Origin of the sequence: Oceanimonas sp. AH20CE76 (assembly GCF_039654065.1) — a bacterium.
Lineage (GTDB): Bacteria > Pseudomonadota > Gammaproteobacteria > Enterobacterales > Aeromonadaceae > Oceanimonas > Oceanimonas smirnovii.
In genome coordinates this window covers 359,187-376,163 of record NZ_CP155481.1, presented here as the reverse complement: position 1 = coordinate 376,163, position 16,977 = coordinate 359,187, and the positions used below count along the sequence as shown (strand labels likewise).

The 16,977-nt window shown below is 56.9% G+C and carries 17 protein-coding genes; 12 read left to right on the top strand and 5 right to left on the bottom strand.

All coding sequences use genetic code 11. The features are described 5' to 3' along the window. The first annotated feature begins 51 nt into the window (after nt 1–51). Both ytfE and N2M06_RS01925 read left to right on the top strand, forming a co-directional pair. Nucleotides 52–729 (top strand): iron-sulfur cluster repair protein YtfE, encoded by a 678-nt coding sequence (gene ytfE / locus N2M06_RS01930; protein ID WP_346351423.1) that lies wholly within the window; start codon nt 52–54, stop codon nt 727–729. After that, nucleotides 722–3,022: a nitric-oxide reductase large subunit gene (locus N2M06_RS01925; protein WP_346351422.1), complete on the top strand. Its 2,301-nt coding sequence runs from the start codon at nt 722–724 to the stop codon at nt 3,020–3,022. Before ytfE ends, N2M06_RS01925 begins: the two co-directional genes overlap by 8 nt. A 61-nt stretch (nt 3,023–3,083) precedes the next feature. On the opposite strand, the gene N2M06_RS01920 is transcribed toward N2M06_RS01925, so the two are convergent. Together N2M06_RS01920 and N2M06_RS01915 are read right to left on the bottom strand one after the other, a co-directional pair. Further along, a complete protein-coding gene (locus N2M06_RS01920; RefSeq protein ID WP_346351421.1) occupies nt 3,084–4,079 on the bottom strand; it encodes a diguanylate cyclase in 996 nt (331 codons plus the stop codon). Nucleotides 4,080–4,091: 12 nt separating this feature from the next. Then, nucleotides 4,092–4,223, bottom strand: a complete 132-nt coding sequence (locus N2M06_RS01915) for a hypothetical protein (RefSeq protein ID WP_346351420.1) — start codon at nt 4,221–4,223, stop codon at nt 4,092–4,094. Between the two features lie 144 nt (nt 4,224–4,367). Between N2M06_RS01915 and N2M06_RS01910 the strand changes: the two genes are divergently transcribed. The 4 genes from N2M06_RS01910 to N2M06_RS01895 all read left to right on the top strand — a co-directional run bounded on the left by N2M06_RS01910 (nt 4,368) and on the right by N2M06_RS01895 (nt 6,596). After that, nucleotides 4,368–4,754 carry a DUF393 domain-containing protein gene (locus N2M06_RS01910; RefSeq protein WP_346351419.1) on the top strand — a complete coding sequence of 129 codons (387 nt, stop codon included), beginning with the start codon at nt 4,368–4,370 and terminating at the stop codon, nt 4,752–4,754. Next, a complete protein-coding gene (locus N2M06_RS01905; protein ID WP_346351418.1) occupies nt 4,744–5,742 on the top strand; it encodes an FAD-dependent oxidoreductase in 999 nt (332 codons plus the stop codon). The genes N2M06_RS01910 and N2M06_RS01905 overlap by 11 nt, the downstream gene beginning before the upstream one ends. Before the next feature lie 96 nt (nt 5,743–5,838). Next, the gene (locus N2M06_RS01900) at nt 5,839–6,252 is read left to right on the top strand and encodes a low molecular weight phosphatase family protein (protein ID WP_019935167.1); all 414 of its coding nucleotides are present in this window, start codon (nt 5,839–5,841) and stop codon (nt 6,250–6,252) included. After that, nucleotides 6,246–6,596: a metalloregulator ArsR/SmtB family transcription factor gene (locus tag N2M06_RS01895; RefSeq protein WP_346351417.1), complete on the top strand. Its 351-nt coding sequence runs from the start codon at nt 6,246–6,248 to the stop codon at nt 6,594–6,596. The genes N2M06_RS01900 and N2M06_RS01895 overlap by 7 nt, the downstream gene beginning before the upstream one ends. On the opposite strand, the gene N2M06_RS01890 is transcribed toward N2M06_RS01895, so the two are convergent. Then, nucleotides 6,593–7,513, bottom strand: coding sequence for a LysR family transcriptional regulator (locus N2M06_RS01890; protein WP_346351416.1), 921 nt, complete (start codon nt 7,511–7,513; stop codon nt 6,593–6,595). The genes N2M06_RS01895 and N2M06_RS01890 overlap by 4 nt on opposite strands. Before the next feature lie 273 nt (nt 7,514–7,786). Here N2M06_RS01890 and N2M06_RS01885 point away from each other — a divergent pair, with 273 nt between their 5' ends. The 5 genes from N2M06_RS01885 to N2M06_RS01865 all read left to right on the top strand — a co-directional run bounded on the left by N2M06_RS01885 (nt 7,787) and on the right by N2M06_RS01865 (nt 13,259). Next, nucleotides 7,787–10,006: a TonB-dependent receptor gene (locus N2M06_RS01885; protein WP_317074659.1), complete on the top strand. Its 2,220-nt coding sequence runs from the start codon at nt 7,787–7,789 to the stop codon at nt 10,004–10,006. Nucleotides 10,007–10,128: 122 nt separating this feature from the next. After that, nucleotides 10,129–10,914, top strand: a complete 786-nt coding sequence (locus N2M06_RS01880) for a putative metalloprotease CJM1_0395 family protein (protein WP_317074658.1) — start codon at nt 10,129–10,131, stop codon at nt 10,912–10,914. Nucleotides 10,915–10,918: 4 nt separating this feature from the next. Then, the gene (locus N2M06_RS01875) at nt 10,919–11,419 is read left to right on the top strand and encodes a M48 family metallopeptidase (RefSeq protein WP_346351415.1); all 501 of its coding nucleotides are present in this window, start codon (nt 10,919–10,921) and stop codon (nt 11,417–11,419) included. A 156-nt stretch (nt 11,420–11,575) separates the two neighbouring features. Beyond that, nucleotides 11,576–12,190 (top strand): c-type cytochrome, encoded by a 615-nt coding sequence (locus N2M06_RS01870; RefSeq protein WP_019935173.1) that lies wholly within the window; start codon nt 11,576–11,578, stop codon nt 12,188–12,190. 1 nt (nt 12,191) lies between these two features. After that, entirely contained in the window at nt 12,192–13,259 is a 1,068-nt protein-coding gene (locus tag N2M06_RS01865; protein ID WP_019935174.1) for a c-type cytochrome, read from the top strand. A gap of 42 nt (nt 13,260–13,301) precedes the next feature. Here N2M06_RS01865 and N2M06_RS01860 read toward each other — a convergent pair whose 3' ends face one another. Both N2M06_RS01860 and N2M06_RS01855 read right to left on the bottom strand, forming a co-directional pair. Further along, nucleotides 13,302–14,588 (bottom strand): mechanosensitive ion channel domain-containing protein, encoded by a 1,287-nt coding sequence (locus N2M06_RS01860; RefSeq protein ID WP_346351414.1) that lies wholly within the window; start codon nt 14,586–14,588, stop codon nt 13,302–13,304. 58 nt (nt 14,589–14,646) lie between these two features. Further along, nucleotides 14,647–15,324 (bottom strand): glutathione S-transferase, encoded by a 678-nt coding sequence (locus tag N2M06_RS01855; RefSeq protein WP_346351413.1) that lies wholly within the window; start codon nt 15,322–15,324, stop codon nt 14,647–14,649. Nucleotides 15,325–15,475: 151 nt separating this feature from the next. On the opposite strand from N2M06_RS01855, the gene N2M06_RS01850 reads away from it, so the two are divergent. After that, the gene (locus tag N2M06_RS01850; protein ID WP_317074653.1) at nt 15,476–16,939 is read left to right on the top strand and encodes a DUF3360 family protein; all 1,464 of its coding nucleotides are present in this window, start codon (nt 15,476–15,478) and stop codon (nt 16,937–16,939) included. Nucleotides 16,940–16,977 lie beyond the last annotated feature (38 nt).

Below are 16,977 nucleotides of genomic sequence, written 5' to 3'. Positions count from 1 at the left end.
ACGCAAGTTGCCACTTATGGAGCAAGGGTAACATATACAAGGAGTCATATCATGAGCCTGCTTAACCATTCCCTGGGCACGCTGGCCAGGGAAATTCCGGGAGCCACCCGGGTATTTCATCATTACCGGCTGGATTACTGCTGCGGTGGCAACGCCCTGCTAAGCGAGGCACTGGCCGAACGCGGGCTGGATACCGCCGAAGTTATCGCCCGTCTGGAGGCCCTGCCGGCCCGCAACGGCAACGACACCGACTGGTCCGGGGCCGGCAATGCGGACCTCATCGACCATATTCTTGCGCGTTATCACGAGGTTCATCGCCAGCAGCTGACCGAACTGATCGGGCTGGCCCGCCGGGTGGAAGCCGTGCACGCCGATAACCCGCTTTGCCCCGAAGGCCTGACCGTGCACCTGGAAGAAATGCGCCAGGAGCTGGAAAGCCATATGCAGAAAGAGGAGCAGATTTTGTTCCCCATGCTGCGCCGGGGTCTGTTTGCACCGGCTCAGGGGCCGATCAGCGTGATGCGCCTGGAGCATGATGATCACGGCCAGGCCCTGGCCCGGCTGCTGGAGCTGACCAACCATCTTGCCCTGCCCGCCGATGCCTGCGGCAGCTGGCAGGCACTCTATGGCGGCATTGAGGAATTACAGCACGACTTGATGCAGCACATTCACCTTGAAAACAACCTTCTCTTTTCCCCTTCCCGGCACCAGGAGGTGCAACATGGCTAACTATCGTCGCCTTTGGCTACTGTTATTGGTGGTTGTTGGCATTACTTTTGCCATTCTTGGCTATTTTGGCCGTGAAGTGTATCGGACGGCCCCACCCATTCCCGCTCAGGTGGTTACCGAAAACGGCACCCTGCTCACCACCCACGACGGCATTCTCGACGGCCAGACCGCCTGGCAGTCGGTGGGTGGCATGCAACTGGGCTCGGTGTGGGGCCATGGTGCCTACCAGGCACCGGACTGGACTGCCGACTGGCTGCACCGGGAGCTGGTAGCCTGGCTGGAGCTGGCCGCTCAGGATGAATTTGGCACCGCTTATGCCAATCTTGAGGGTGATCAGCAAGCCATGCTGCAACACCGCTTAAAGCAGGAATATCGCACCAACAGCTACGATGCCGAGGCTGACGTACTGGTGCTGTCTGAGCGTCGTGCTCAGGCCATGGCCGACACCGCTGCCTATTACGACAAGCTGTTCAGTGACGATCCTGCCCTGCGCAGCACTCGCCAGAGCTTTGCCATGAAGGAGAATACCCTGCCAAGCGCCGAGCGCCGGGCCGACATGAACAACTTCTTCTTCTGGACCGCCTGGGCAGCCGCCACCGAGCGCCCGGACAGCAACGCCACCTACACCAATAACTGGCCCCATGAGCCGCTGATTGACAACAAGCCCACCGCCGAGAACATTGTCTGGTCCATTGCCAGCGTGGTGCTGCTGATTGCCGGTGTGGGCGGCCTGGTGTGGGCCTGGTCGTTCCTGCGCAAGGAAGACGAAGCCGACCCCGAGCCGCCGGTGAAAGATCCGCTCACTACCTTTACCCTCACTGCATCTCAAAAGGCACTGGGCAAATATGTGTTCCTGGTGGTGGCGCTGTTTACCTTTCAGGTGCTGCTGGGTGGCGCTACTGCCCACTACACGGTGGAAGGTCAGCATTTCTACGGCATTGAGCTGTCGAAGTGGTTCCCGTACACACTGCTGCGCACCTGGCACATTCAGAGCGCCCTGTTCTGGATTGCCACCGGCTTTCTCGCCGCCGGCCTGTTCCTCGCCCCCATCATCAATGGCGGCAAGGATCCCAAATATCAGGCACTGGGCGTGAATGTGCTGTTCTGGGCGCTGGTGGCCGTGGTGGTAGGCAGCTTTGTTGGCAACTATCTGGCCATTGCGCAAATTATGCCTGCCAACCTCAACTTCTGGCTGGGGCATCAGGGCTATGAATATGTGGATCTGGGCCGGCTGTGGCAGATTGGCAAGTTCACCGGCATCGTGCTGTGGCTGGTGCTGATGCTGCGCGGTGTGGTGCCGGCGCTGCGTCAGCCCGGTGATCGCCACCTGCTGGCGCTGCTCACCGCCTCCTGCGCCGCCATTGGCCTCTTCTATGGTGCCGGCTTCTTCTACGGCGAACGCACCCATATCTCGGTAATGGAGTACTGGCGCTGGTGGATTGTGCACCTGTGGGTGGAAGGCTTCTTTGAAGTGTTCGCCACCACCGCCCTGGCCTTTATCTTCTGCAGCATGGGTCTGGTGTCGCGGCGTGCCGCCACCACCGCCAGCCTGGCCTCGGCCTCGCTGTTTATGCTGGGCGGCATTCCCGGCACCTTCCACCACCTGTATTTCTCCGGCACCACCACCCCGGTGATGGCGGTGGGCGCCACCTTCAGCGCCCTGGAAGTGGTGCCGCTGGTGGTGCTGGGTTATGAGGCCTGGGAAAACTGGCGGCTGAAGAACAGCGCCCCCTGGATGGAAAACGTAAGATGGCCGCTGATGTTCTTTGTGGCGGTAGCCTTCTGGAACATGCTGGGTGCCGGTGTGCTGGGCTTTATGATCAACCCCCCGGTGGCGCTCTATTACATTCAGGGTCTGAACACCACGCCCACTCACGCTCATGCCGCCCTGTTTGGTGTATATGGATTCCTGGCGCTGGGCTTTGCCCTGCTGGTGCTGCGCTATGTTCGCCCCAATCTGGTATTCAGCGAGTCGCTGATGAAAACCGCCTTCTGGTGGATGAACGGCGGCCTGGCACTGATGCTGTTCACCAGTGTGCTGCCGGTGGGGGTGATTCAGTTTGTGGCCAGCGCCAGCGAAGGCCTCTGGTATGCCCGCAGCGAAAGCTTTATGCAGCAGGGCCTGCTGCAAACCCTGCGCTGGGTGCGCACCTTTGGTGATGTGGTGTTTATCGTCGGTGCCCTGGCGGTCACCTGGCAGGTGATCATCGGCCTGCGCCAGCCCGCTGGTGGCCCTCTGCCTCACACCATTGAACCTCAGGAGTGCGATGTGCCCGAGCTGATGAGCAAATAATTGCTTCGGTAGTATGCTTGTTAGTCTGGTTTGGCCCCGCAATGCGGGGCCTTTTTTGTGGTTAACCGATATGCCGGCTGCGCTCATTCACGCCAATTTGGCCGGCCAACGGCACTGTGTTGAAGGCCATACCGCACTTACCGGCACGTTTTACCTGATACATGGCGGCGTCGGCCCGGGCCATGACATCAGCAAAGTCGTCCTGCTCTCGCACGCCTTCCACCCCCATGCTCATCCCCACAAAGGCTTCACCGTTATCCAGTTCAAAGGGTGTATCCAGGCAGTCGATGCAGGCCTGGGCCAACGGCTGGGTTTGCGAATTCTGTAGGGCCCAGGGCAACAGCAGCACAAACTCGTCGCCGCCCAATCGGCCCAGCACCACGTCCGGCGGGCACAAGAAGCGCAGCCGCTCGGTAAGCTGTATCAGCAGCCTGTCGCCGGCGCGGTGGCCCAGGGTGTCGTTGACTTGCTTGAAGTCGTCGAGATCAATAAAGCACAGGGTCAGCGCGCCTTCGCTTTTAAGCGCCTTGAAACGCTCGATCAATCCGCTGCGGTTGAGCAGGCCGGTGAGCGGATCCTTGTGAGCCAGCCGCGACAGAGCAAGCTCGTATTCCTTTTCCTGAGTAATGTCGACATGGGTGCCCATCACGCGTAGCGGGCAGCCCTGCTCGTCCCACTCCACCACCCGGCCTCTGTCCTGTACCCAGGTAACGCTCCCGTTTTTGGCCACCATGCGGTGCTGCACTTCATAAAATTCACTGCGCCCGTGCAGGTGCTCAAAAAAGTTGTTGAGCACTTCTTCCCGGTCTTCCGGGTGCAGGTGCGACTTCCACACCTCAAAGCTGGCTTCTATTTCCTTGGGCTGAAAGCCCAGCATGGCACCCCAGCGCCGGTTAAAGATAACCAGCTTGCCGCTGGGCACATGCAGCTGCCACACGCACAGGCCGGTGCCGTCCATGGCCGCTTCCAGCTTTTCCCGAGCATCGGCAGCAATGCGCTTTAATCGTTCGTTTTCTGCCTGCAGCCGAAGCAGCTCTCGTGAGTAGATCCTGTCCATGGTGTTCGTCCGTCAGGCAACCCAGCTCCACCCTGTGATCTGCTCAGGGCCGAGCAGCTCTTCCATGCGAATGTCAAAGCCGAGCGAGTGCCCGCTCAGGCAGTCCATGCAGGTTTGCTGTTTTATACGTGTCGGAATCTCCATATTCACCTGTTTTAGCCATCGCGAAGCCTTCATTGTAAACCGGTTACGGGCCATTGAGAGCCGGCATGTATAAAAATCACTGAAAGAAAGCAGGACTGATCGCGGTCTCGGAAGAAACCTGTTACTCCATGTGCAGAATTTATCATGCTGACCGTATTTTACGATGGCCGTTGCGGCCTGTGCGATCGGGAAATTGCCTTTTATCGCCGGCGGGCAAGGCCCGGCTCGGTGCGCTGGCTCAATATCTGGGATCAGCCACCAGAGCTGGCCGCCGCCGGCCTGACCCCGGCTTTGTGCCTGCAGCAACTGCACCTGCTGGATGAACAACAGCACCTGCATACCGGCGTAAATGCTTTTGTGCGCTTGTGGCAAACCGTTCCTGCGCTTGCCTGGCTGGCACACCTTGCCCGCTTTGCGCCGGTGCGCTGGCTGCTGAGTGCCGGCTACCGGCTGTTTTTATGCTGGTACCGCCGCCAGCCTCATGTTCAACAATGCACCATTCACACTAACAAGGAACATAATGAAAGCTGACATTGCCATTATCGGTGCCGGTCTGGCCGGTTTAACCCTGGCCCGGGAACTGAGCGAACACGCCAACATCAGCCTGTTTGAAAAGGCCCGGGGGCTGGGCGGACGCATGTCTACCCGCCGCCGCGATAAGCATCGCTGGGATCATGGTGCCCAGTTTTTTACCGCCCGATCCCGTGCTTTCAAGGCACTGCTCAAGCCCTTTATTGCCAGCGGTGATGTGGCGGAATGGCAACCCAATATCACCACCCTTTCCCCCCATCAGGCACCGTACAAACGCCTATGGTTCGAGCCTCATTATGTGGCTGCACCGGGCATGAACAGTCTGCTCAAGGCCATGAGTCCGGGGCTGAACATTGCTCTGCAAACCCGGGTAGAAACCCTGCAGCAGCACAATGGCAAATGGCGGCTGCTGGATGACCAGGGGGCAGAGCTGGGCGAGTTCGACTGGGTGATCAGCTCGGCACCGCTGCCACAAACTGAAGCGCTGCTGCCCTTTGCGCCCGAGACCTGGGCCGATTTTGGCATGCTGCCCTGCTACGCTCTGATGCTGAAAGTCAACGACAGCGAGCTGCCGGTGTGGGATGCAGCCAAAGTGAATGATTCTTCCTTGCGCTGGATTGCCTTTAACCATCGCCTGCCCGGCCGCAACAGGGAGCTGGGTGCTGTGGTGGCTCACAGCACCGCCGACTGGGCTGCCACCCATCTGGAAGACTGTCAGGATACGGTACGGAACCAGCTGACCGCCGAATTCTGCGCACTGACCGGCGTCAGCCCGCAAGCCGTAAAGGAAGCACAGCTGCACCGCTGGCGCTATGCTCTGGCCACAGAAGTAACCAAGAATGCGCTGGGGCATGATCCTTCGGGGTATGTGCTGGACAGCGAGCGCAAGCTGGCTGCCTGTGGTGACTGGTGCCTGGGGGGCCGGGTAGAAGCCGCCTTTACCAGCGCTCACCAGCTGGCCGCCCGTTTAAAACAGCAGGGCTTCTGACCTGCCGCGCAAAATATGACAGGCGAATGACAACGGCGTTGACATGCGAAGGTCCGTATATAAGATGAGCGCATTATCAAGAATACGGGCCTTGCCATGACTTCTGTGCTTTTTGTCTGCCACAGCAACAGCGTGTGCTCCCCCATTGCCGAGGCATTGCTTAATCATCTGGCGGCAGATCGCTACCGGGTAATGAGTGCCGGTGTGCAGCCGGTGGCCATCGATGCCAATGCGCTGGCCGCGCTGAATAAACTGAACGTTGACACCAGCGGCCTTGAGAGCAAGGGCCTGGATGCGGTTGCCGACGAATATTTTGATATTGTTGTCAGCCTGTGTGAGCAGGCAGAAGCGGCTGCCGGTGCTGTGCCGGCAGAACGCTTTATGGCCTGGCACTTTACCGACACTCCCTGCTGCAGCGAAACTGATGCCAGCAAGCTCACCCAGGAAATTTACGAACGTATAAAGTTACTGGTGCTGGTACAGGACCGGCAGGAGAAAACCCTGTGGTAACGTCTCCCCTGTCTTTGTTCAAGGCGCTGGCCGATGATACGCGTCTGCAGCTGGTGCTGCTGATCGTGGCTGAAGGCGAAATCTGCGTGTGTGAAATGACTCACGCGCTTAATGAAACCCAGCCCAAAATTTCCCGCCATCTGGCCCTGCTGCGCCAGGCCGGCCTGCTGGCCGACCGCCGCGCCGGCCAGTGGGTGTATTATCGTCTTGCCGACGATCTGGATAACGGCAGCAAAACACTGCTGCGCCAGACCCATCAGCATTTTCAACATTATATTGCACCGGCCCTGAGCCGCCTGGCGACAATGGGTAACCGTCCCGAGCGTCAGCAACAGTGCTGTTAACCTTCCTGAGCTGGCAACATGGTCCACTCTGCCGGTACCGACTGACGCAGATACGACAGCAGCACTGCCTGCTTTTTGGGCTGACGGCCAAAGGAGTAGAGTAACCCCACCGGCAGCGGCGGCAGCTGCCACTCGGGCAGACAAAGCTGCAAGCGCCCCGGGTGCGCCTTAAGGTATGCTTCAGCGTAGTACTCGGGCAGTACGCCAATGCCCTGCCCGTTGGCAATGGCATCCAGCTGCAGTATGTAATCATCTGCCTTCAGCCGGGAAGGTAACGGCTGAAAAATATATTCACCTTCATGCTCATGGCGCAGCAAAAGTGCGTGATGACGCTCGCTGAGCCTGTCTATCCAGACATGCTCCGGCAACTCCTGAGGGTGCCGCAGCACACCATGGCGCTGTGCATAATCCGGGCTCATATAAAGTCTGCGCGGCCAGCGGCCAAGCACCTCATGGCGCAGGCCACACTGAGGATCATCGCCCACCCATAGCCATATTTCATTCTGCCCGGCTTTCGCAGGCGGTGCCCGGGTCTCGCTATAGAGCGAGATGCTCACACCGGGATAGTCCGCCATAAACTGCTGCAGCACACCAGGAAACCACCCTCTGATACAGCTGCTGTGCACTTTTATGACCAGTTCGCCGCTTATCTCTTCTTTCAGGTCATCCATGGCCTGACGCCCCTGCTCTGCAAGGTGCAGTATTTGCCGGCTATACCGTTCAAACAATACACCCGCTTCAGTGGCCTGCAGGCGGTTACCACGGCGATGCAGCAATGGCTGACCAAGCCGGGACTCCAGCTGACTGAGCCGCCGGCTTAAGGTCGACTTGGGCACACCAAGACGCCGTGCAGCCTCCGTGAGGCTGCCACAGGCCACCACAGTGACAACGCCTTCCAGCTCAAACAAATCTTGCATAGCGCTCCCATAAAATTATCAACATGACCTGGCAAGCCCGGCTGCGGACAACGACGGGCAGCCATTAGCGAATGGAAAAAACACCAGACACCGGCTCCATCACTATCACCCAAAAGCCCAAGGCGCTGTTCCATTAACGGAATGAAATGTTCCATTAATTGATGTCACTTTTTGGAAAGGCTTTCTCTACAATGCCAATCGCTTTCAATAACAATTATCATTAACAAGCTCATTTTTATCGAAGTCGGCATATTTGTACACAGGAGAGTAGTCATGCCCAAGCTCATGCCCAGTCGTCTGGCCAGCGCTATTTCTTTGGTGCTGTTAAACACCGCCACCCTCGCCACAGCGCAAGCCCAGACCGCTCAGGTATTTGATACCGTGGTGGTCAGTGCGTCCGGCTTTGAACAGGACGTTACTGACGCGCCGGCCAGCATTACCGTTATCGGCCAGCAGGAACTGCAGCAAAAACGTTATGGCAACCTGGCGCAGGCACTGGATGGAGTAGAAGGCATTGATATTCGCCAGGGCACCGGAAAAACCGGCGGCCTTAATATCAGCATGCGTGGTCTGCCCAGCGAATATACGCTGATCATGATCGACGGCCGCCGCCAGAATACCTCCGGCAACGCCACTCCCAACGGCTTTAACGACACCGCTACCAGCTTTATGCCGCCTCTGTCCGCCATTGAGCGTATTGAAGTGATCCGCGGTCCCATGTCCACCCTGTATGGCTCCGATGCCATGGGTGGGGTGATCAATATCATCACCAAAAAAGTGGCAAATGAGTGGAGCGGCTCGGTCACCCTGGATCACACCTTCCAGGAAGATCGCGACTACGGCGATTCAAGTAATGTCAGCTTTTATACTTCCGGCCCGCTGATGGAAGACAAGCTGGGCCTGGCGGTGCGCGGCAGTGTATACGACCGGGGAGCGTCTGATCTGACCTTTGATAATGGCTCAACCGTCAACAAGCGCGGTGTGTCGCCGGTAGAGGGGCGAAATTATACCATCGGTGGCCGCCTGACCTTTACACCCAACGAAGATCACGATATTTCTCTGGATATGGAGCGGGGCCGTCAGGTCTATAACAATGACGACTGTCAGCTGGGCACTCTGGATGGTAAAACCGGCGGCAGCGCGGTAAACGGCTGCTCTCAGGAAGAGCCCACCCAGGCCAACGGCTATAAGGATGAGCTGCGCTTTGAGCGGGATCAGCTGGCGCTTACGCACAGTGCCCGGCTGGGATTCGGCAACCTTGACAGCAGCATTACCCACAACACCACCGAAACCCTGGGCCGCACCATTCCGGGCGGACGAGCCGGTCAGTCCAACTTCAAACCTATTGGCAGCAGCTATGATGGTTTTCCCTCCATTATCGTCGGCAATGACCGGGAGCTGAAAGCCACCGAACTGGTTATCGACAGCAAGCTGGTAGCCCCTGTCGGTGATACCCATATTGCCACCATCGGCGGCCAGTGGCAGGATTCCGAGCTGAAAGACGGTATTTCCACCGAAACCTTTGAGCAAAAATCCTGGGCCTTGTTTGGTGAAGACGAGTGGATGCTGCGCGACGATCTGGCCCTGACGCTGGGGGCCCGCTATGACCATCATGATGCCTTTGGCGGTCATATCAGCCCCCGCGGTTATCTGGTATGGAACACCACAGACAACTGGACCCTCAAGGGCGGTGTCAGCAAGGGCTATAAAACCCCCAGTCTGAATGACCTGCATGATGGCATTAACGGTATTGGCGGACAGGGCACTGTCATTAATATCGGCAACCCGGATCTGCAGCCGGAAACCACCATTAATACCGAAGTAGGTGCCTATTACGACAGCCTTACCGGCCTCAATGCCAATGTGACCCTGTTCCATACTCAGTTCAGCGATAAAATCGCAGACGGTGATCCCGTCAGTGACCCGCTTTGTGCCGGCAATGCGGGTGGTACCTGCTCGCAGAAAGTCAACGTGGATAAAGCCGTGACTCAGGGGATAGAGCTGGCTGCCGGCTGGCAGTTTGCTCCGGACTGGAAACTCTCCGGTAATTACACCCTGACCGACAGCGAGCAGAAAAGCGGTGATAACCAGGGTGAACCTCTGACCAACACGCCAAGACACATGGTTAATGCCAAACTGAGCTGGAACACCACAGAACAGCTGACCCTGTGGCTGCAGGGTGAATACCGCAGCGATCGCGCCCGCTTCCTCAGCAAGCGTGAAAACCTGGACACCGATCAGCAGGCCCTGCTCGACGCGGCAGGCGACATTCAGGGCTATGAGCTGTTTCACCTGGGAGGCTCCTATCAGGTATCCGACAAGGTAACCCTGAACGCCACCATTTATAACCTGCTCGACAAAGACTTCACCACAGGCACTTTCTATAACAATGGTAATGACTGGGCTTCTGATTACACCCAGAGCGGTCGCTCCACGGACGGTGTGCTGGAAGAAGGCCGTCGTCTCTGGTTGTCTACTAATATTCGTTTCTGATCACCTGATTTACGCCTGCTGTTTAGCCCTCTTGCAAGAGGGCTTTTTTATTTGCTTTCTTTAACCATGATTCTTATGTTTAATAAGCCATCGTTTCCTGACTTTTATTCGGTGAGATTTCCATGAATATCGACAACCGGCTTAATGATCCGCTGTTTGTTCCGGCACCAACCGCCGGCACTCAGTCGCGTCAGGACAACGACAAGCTGGAGCGGGTGGCTCCCGCCGAGCCGGCCGATGCCTTTGCCGGTCAGGACGAGCGCCGTGAGCGTGGCGGCGAAGAAATCGCCCTGTATGATGCCCGTGGCCAGAAAACCGGCACTGAAACCGACTCTGCAGATCCCCCTGCAGACAGCAAAGAAAAAGCCGGGAATGAGCAGGCCAGCACCGAAGCTGGCGCTCGCCCCAGCAAACCCTCGGGCGAACCCATGACCGAAGAAGAAGTGCTGGAGCTGAACGATCTCAAGTTACGGGATCAGGAAGTGCGCACCCATGAACAGCAGCACGCTGCCGTGGGTGGTCAGCATGCAGGCTCACCCAACTACGAATATGAAACCGGCCCCGATGGCAAACAATATGCGGTAGAAGGCCATGTGCAGGTTGACATGTCACCGGTGCCCGGCGATCCGCAGGCCACCATCGATAAAATGCAGCAGATAAAGGCGGCTGCCATGGCACCGGCAGAGCCGTCCCAGGCCGACAAGAATGCCGCCGCCCAGGCCGAACAACTCATCGCCCAGGCCCGCGCAGAGCTGCGGGACGGCAAACAGGAAGACGCCAGCAGCAAACCGGTTTCCTCCGCTGAGCGCGATCCCAACAGTCCCATGCAGCAGCGCAATGAAGTGATTGCCGGTGTTTATGGCCGCTCGGCCAAACAGCAGGCTCAGGCACTGATCGGCCTGGCATAATATTTTGAGCACTCCAGACTACCTCGCCGGCTATTCGGCCTCACTGCAGCAACAGGCCGCCGGCCTGCTCGCCGATGGTCGCCTTGGCACCTACCTGACGCGAAAATATCCAGAGTCTCATCACGTGCAGAGCGACAAGGCGCTTTACGATTATGTAAGCGCGCTGAAAAGCCGCTATATGAAAAAAGCAGCGCCGCTTAGTCAGGCTCGCTATGACAGCAAACTGAACGTGGTGAAACAGGCGCTGGGTCTGCATACCTACCGTGCCCATGTGCAGGGCAACAAACTCAAAACCCGCAACAGCATTACCGTGGCCGCCCTGTTTCGTGAAGCGCCGCCGGAGTTTTTGCGCATGATAGTCGTTCATGAGCTGGCCCACTTTCGGGAAAAAGAACACGGCAAGGCCTTCTATCAACTATGTTGTCATATGGAGCCTGACTATCATCAGCTGGAACTGGATACCCGGCTCTGGCTGCTGTGGCGGGATCATGTCAGGCAAGCCTGAGACCGGTTAACGGCGCTTTTTTCAGGCAAGACGTATTTTTCTTTTAAAAACAATTAAGAACCCGCTCTTTATGTGGAATATACGTATACTCGCCCTCGGGTTCGGGTTCTAGAATTAGCGCTGAGTAACACCCACCTCCAATCGAGGATAATAACAATGACCAAGACCATACTACTGGGAGCTTTGCTGGGAGCCGGCGCACTTCCTGTGATGGCAGAAATGCCGCCACAGGCGGGTGTCTGTGTCAGTTGTCATATGGCCAACGGCCTTGGCATGGCCAATGTGGCCCCTTCCATTGCCGGTATGCCGGCTCCTTATCTGGCAGAGCAGCTGCGCCACTTTCAGAGCGGAGCTCGCAATAATGCCATTATGAAGCCCATGGCCATGATGCTGGACGACGCCGGTGTTGAGGCCGTCAGTCAGTGGTTTGCCAGCCTGCCGGTATCACTGCCGGACAACCCGGCTTTTCGCGGTGAAAAACCGGCACCACAACACATGGAGCTGGGCGAAAAGCTGGCCTATCAGGGCGACTGGCAGCGTGATTTGCCAAGTTGTGTGGCCTGTCATGGACCGGAAGGCGTCGGTGTGGGTGAGGTATTTCCTCATCTGGCCGGCCAGCACGCCGACTATATAGAGAGCCAGCTTAAAGCCTGGCAAAGCGGCAGCCGTGCTACCGACACTCACGGCCTGATGGCCCCGGTAGCCAAAAAGCTGACGGCAGAAGAAATTACCGCCGTTGCCAGCTACTTCGCAAGCCTGGGAGGTCAGTAACATGAACCGAATTTCTGCCATTATGCTGGGCCTGACACTGGCTGGTGTCACTGCAGCTCATGCCCAGAGCACTGCTCAGCCGGCCAATCTGGAAAAACTGGCCATTCAGGAAGAGCTCCCTGTAGGCAAGGCGGCCGGTGAATATCCGGCTCCTCCCGGCTGGGACAAACTGCCGGAAGGTGAGTTCGGTGAGCGAGTGATCCGTGGCTATAACTATTTTGTTAACACTCAGTCACTGTCTCCGGAGTTTGTCGGTAACGGTCTTAACTGCGTCAACTGCCACATGGATGCCGGCAAAAAAGAAAATGCCGCGCCGCTGTGGGCGGCTTATATGAGTTACCCCGCTTACCGAAAAAAGAATGACCGCATCAACAGCTATGAAGAGCGTATTCAGGGCTGCTTTCTGTATTCCATGAACGGAACACCGCCTGAGCATATGAACCCGGTGCTGGTTGATTTGTCTGCCTACGCCTACTGGCTGGCTCAGGGCACCATGACCGGTGAACAGTTTGATCCGGCCACCATGCCCATTCCCGGCGATGAGGACCTGGTAAAAGGCGGCAAACGTGATGACTTCCCCTTTATGCAGGCTTATCTGGATAATGGCGGCACCGCTGAAGTGAAAACGCCGGGCCGGGGCTACCCCAAGTTGTCTGACCCCGGGCAGGAGCCTGATATTACCCGTGGCAAAGCCGTATATGCACAGGAATGTGCTGTATGTCATGGTGCCAATGGTGAAGGTCAGAAAGTGAATGACCGCTATGTATTCCCGCCGCTGTGGGGGCCGGACACCTATAACTGGGGTGCCGGCATGCAGCGGGTGAATACGGCCGCTTACTTTATTCACAAAAACATGCCCCTGGGGCAGCCCGAGAAACTCACCGAGCAGCAGGCCTGGGACGTGGCCATGTATCTCGACACTCAGGAGCGCCCGCAAGATCCGCGTAACAAGGGCTCACTGGAAGAAACCGTGGAAAAATTTCACGGTGGATACAGCCAGTATGGCAAGGAGTTCAATGGCAGCGTGCTGGGCACTGCCAGCTATCCCAACCATCCGAACAAGCCGTAATCACACCGTACAAAAAAGGCCGGAATATTCCGGCCTTTTTATTTACATCACCTTTTTCAGCTTTGGCTGCTCATGGTGAGCCAGCATGCGCATATCATAACCGGTGGGAGTTTGATGTACTCGCAGATCAAACTCGGGTAGCACCGCAAAGATATGATCGAAAATATCAGACTGTATGCCCTCATAAACTACCCAGCTGGTGGTATTGGTAAACGCATAAATTTCAACAGGAATACCATTACTGCTGGCTTCCAGCTGACGCACCATCAGGGTCATTTGCTGATGGATATGCGGGTGCTCGCGCAGCATCACTCCAAGATACGCTCTGAAGGTGCCGAGGTTGGTCAGCCGCCGGCCATTCACCAGCAGGCTCATGTCTGTCTGCTTTCCACTGTTATAACGTGTGATTTCCTGTACTTTTTCATTCAGATAATCACCGAGCAAGCGAGACTTCTGCAGCCGCTGAATATCGTCTTCGGTAAGAAAGCGCACGCTGCTGGCGTCGAGCAGCACGCTGCGCTTGATGCGCCGGCCGCCAGATTCGCTCATGCCCCGCCAGTTTTTAAAGGAGTCGGAAATAAGGGCATAAGTGGGAATGGTGGTAATGGTGTGATCCCAGTTCTGTACTTTTACGGTGGTCAGGCCAATATCAATCACTTCGCCGTCGGCACCGTAACGCCCCATTTCCAGCCAGTCCCCCACCGCCAGCATGTCGTTGGCAGAGAGCTGAATGCCCGCCACCAGCCCCATGATGGGGTCTTTAAATACCAGCATCAGCACAGCCGTCATGGCACCCAGACCGCTCAGCAGGATCACCGGTGATTTGCCAATCAGGGTGGACACAATCAGCAGACCAATAAAGATGCTGGCAATCAGTTTTACACTCTGAAAAATACCCCGCAACGGAAAAGTCCGCATTGCCGGACGCTGACGAAAAATATCCAGCAACGCATCCAGCAGGGAATAAAGCGATAATAAGGCGTAGAGCAGGATCCACATATTTACCGCGGTCTGAATGGCAGGTAATAATATGGTATCGCCTTTCAGCCAGAGCCCGGCTTGTATGTAAATAATGATGCCCTGCAGAGTCAGTGCCAGCCGGCCAAATAATTTGCGCTCAAAAAAGGCCCGCCGCCAGATGCGCTGCGTGCCCCGGGTGCGCCCTTCCACCCAGCGTAATACCACCCGGTGCAGCACAAAGTGAATGCCCAGCGAAATGATAACAATCAGTGCCAGCGCAATACCGGTATAGGCCAGCTTGGCAAACTGGGGAACGTATTGATTCAGCCAGGGCAACAACCAGCCTTCCAGATCTTTTACCTCATCCATTGCTCTCACTCACAGGTTAAATAGTCAGCCGTCATGCTACCAGCTGACATAGTACTCATCAATTAGCCGGGCCATAACGATAGGCTCCGCCTGCTTTCAGGGCTTTACGGTAAGCTGGCCTGGCCTGCAGCGCCGCTACATAAGCTTGCAGCCTGGGGTAGCTGTCGGCCAGCTCGGGGTTGCTGATCACGGTTTCCAGCGGAAAACTCATCTGAATATCGGCAGCACTGAACTGCTCACCCAGCATCCATTCATGACAGGCAAGGTGATCCGCCACAAAATTAAGGTGAGTATGTATCTGCTTGTCAAGAAAGGCACTGTTAACACCTGCCACTATTTTTTTCACCAGCGGCTTCACAAAAAACGGCATGGGAGCCTGTTTTACCCGCTCGAACACAAAGCGCATCAGCAGCGGCGGCATCAGCGAGCCTTCAGCATAGTGCAGCCAGTACACATAATCCCACCAGGTGTCGGTGCCGTGCTCGGGCAACAGCTGCTTTGCACCGTAACGCTGGGCCAGATAATCCACAATGGCACCCGACTCTGCCAGAGTGAGGTTGCCGTCCGTGATCACCGGTGACTTGCCCAGGGCATGCACACGCTTCAGGCTATCGGGGGCAAGGCCTGAACCGGCGTTGCGGGAGTAACGGGCCAGCTCATATTCAAGGTCCAGCTCTTCCAGCAACCACAGAATGCGCTGAGCGCGGGAGTCTTCCAGATAATGCAGAGTAATCATGAATATCTCCGTTTCACGTTGAATGATTTGTCTTGCATCAAGAATGTAACAGTTATGTTTTAAGACTTATGTCGAATAGTTACATTCGTTAACAGACGCTAGCATGCCTTGTGATTAAACAGGGAAAGTATTATTCATCGAGGAGATGATCATGTCTGACGCACCCTCCCAGACCTACCGCTCCCAGCGCAAGCCCCGCAAAGATTTCGACAGCCGGGCCGCCTATCTGGAGCATGAGCTGTCTATATTGTCGCCCCGCCGCTGGGGGATCAACCTGCCATTTCGTGACTACAGCTTTGAGTTCGAAGATTTTGTGCCGGCACTGGCGGCGACTATCGGCAAAATTGTTATGGTTGCCGCCGTGGTTGCGGCCTTTGCCGGTCCGCTGGGGCTGAGTGACGCTTTTGTAGTAGAAAACGTTCGCTTTGAAATGCTGATAGCGGCCTTGCTGTTCGTGATTCTGTTTTCGGGCTTTATTAACCCCAACGCCAACCTGGCCGGCACCCACGGCCCCATGATTCCGCTGATCCCGCTGATTGTAGCCTCGGGGGGGCACCCGCTGGCGCTGGGCTTGCTGGTGGGGCTGTTTGGCTTAATTCTCAGTTTAACTAAAGGCGGCAGTAAACTGATGGCGCTCACCAGTGATGGTGTACGCGGCGGCCTGCTGATTTATCTGGGGGCCATGGGCCTGCTCAGCCAGATCAAGGCACTGACCGCATGGGCCAACGGCATTGATATGGGCTACGTCGCCTTTGTGGTCATTTTGAGCACCATTATCATGTATGCCCTGCTGGCCCGGCTGGAAATGCGCTGGCTGTCCATTCCGCTGGGCTCCGGCATTGCCTTTATTATTGCCATTGCCCTGGGCGCGCCCTTTGAGTTTGTGACCGAGCCCGGCATTCCCAACCTGAGCCCGTCTTACTGGTGGGGTGAGAACACCGGCTGGCAGATGGGCTGGCCCGAGCTGCATCACTTTGTCAGTGTGGCGCCCTTTGCGGTGCTGGCAGTGGCCATGTGGTCTCCTGACTTTATGGGCCAGCGGGTTTTCCAGGAGCTGAACTATCCCAAAAAAGCCACCAAGGTACTGATGAACGTGGACGACACCATGGGTGTGGCCTCGGTACGCCAGGCTGTAGGCAGTGTGCTGGGTGGCGGTAATCTGGCCTCTTCCTGGGGGACTTATATTATTCCGGCGGCCATTGCCAAGCGCCCCATTCCGGCGGGTGCCGTACTGACCGGCATTCTGTGTGTGATTGCCGCACTCTGGGGTTACCCCATGGATCTGGCGGTGTGGGCACCGGTGTTGCGGGTAGCGCTGATTGTGGGTGTATTTATGCCACTGCTGGAAGCGGGCATGCAGATGACCCGTAACACTACCAGCAGCCAGTCTGCCGGCATTGTGGTGTTCGCCTCCGCGTTTGTTAACCCGGTATTTGGCTGGTCCATGACCATGCTGCTGGATAACCTGGGTCTGATTGGTGACAAGGAGCGCGGCAAGAAACTGCGTCTGATGGACCGCTGGGTGATTCCGGGTATTACCTTTGTCATTCTGCTGGCCATTATGGCGGCGGTGGGCATGCTGCCGGGTATTCCGGCGCTGATTACCGCAGAATAATCCTGACGTTAATACAACAACAGCCGGAGCCAAGCTCC

Excerpts from the sequence above, each read along its gene's own strand:
- ytfE (WP_346351423.1), top strand. The coding sequence starts at position 52 with ATGAGCCTGCTTAACCATTCCCTGGGCACGCTGGCCAGGGAAATTCCG.
- N2M06_RS01925 (WP_346351422.1), top strand. The coding sequence starts at position 722 with ATGGCTAACTATCGTCGCCTTTGGCTACTGTTATTGGTGGTTGTTGGC.
- N2M06_RS01920 (WP_346351421.1), bottom strand. The coding sequence starts at position 4,079 with ATGGACAGGATCTACTCACGAGAGCTGCTTCGGCTGCAGGCAGAAAAC.
- N2M06_RS01915 (WP_346351420.1), bottom strand. The coding sequence starts at position 4,223 with ATGGAGATTCCGACACGTATAAAACAGCAAACCTGCATGGACTGCCTG.
- N2M06_RS01910 (WP_346351419.1), top strand. The coding sequence starts at position 4,368 with ATGCTGACCGTATTTTACGATGGCCGTTGCGGCCTGTGCGATCGGGAA.
- N2M06_RS01905 (WP_346351418.1), top strand. The coding sequence starts at position 4,744 with ATGAAAGCTGACATTGCCATTATCGGTGCCGGTCTGGCCGGTTTAACC.
- N2M06_RS01900 (WP_019935167.1), top strand. The coding sequence starts at position 5,839 with ATGACTTCTGTGCTTTTTGTCTGCCACAGCAACAGCGTGTGCTCCCCC.
- N2M06_RS01890 (WP_346351416.1), bottom strand. The coding sequence starts at position 7,513 with ATGCAAGATTTGTTTGAGCTGGAAGGCGTTGTCACTGTGGTGGCCTGT.
- N2M06_RS01885 (WP_317074659.1), top strand. The coding sequence starts at position 7,787 with ATGCCCAAGCTCATGCCCAGTCGTCTGGCCAGCGCTATTTCTTTGGTG.
- N2M06_RS01880 (WP_317074658.1), top strand. The coding sequence starts at position 10,129 with ATGAATATCGACAACCGGCTTAATGATCCGCTGTTTGTTCCGGCACCA.
- N2M06_RS01870 (WP_019935173.1), top strand. The coding sequence starts at position 11,576 with ATGACCAAGACCATACTACTGGGAGCTTTGCTGGGAGCCGGCGCACTT.
- N2M06_RS01865 (WP_019935174.1), top strand. The coding sequence starts at position 12,192 with ATGAACCGAATTTCTGCCATTATGCTGGGCCTGACACTGGCTGGTGTC.
- N2M06_RS01860 (WP_346351414.1), bottom strand. The coding sequence starts at position 14,588 with ATGGATGAGGTAAAAGATCTGGAAGGCTGGTTGTTGCCCTGGCTGAAT.
- N2M06_RS01855 (WP_346351413.1), bottom strand. The coding sequence starts at position 15,324 with ATGATTACTCTGCATTATCTGGAAGACTCCCGCGCTCAGCGCATTCTG.
- N2M06_RS01850 (WP_317074653.1), top strand. The coding sequence starts at position 15,476 with ATGTCTGACGCACCCTCCCAGACCTACCGCTCCCAGCGCAAGCCCCGC.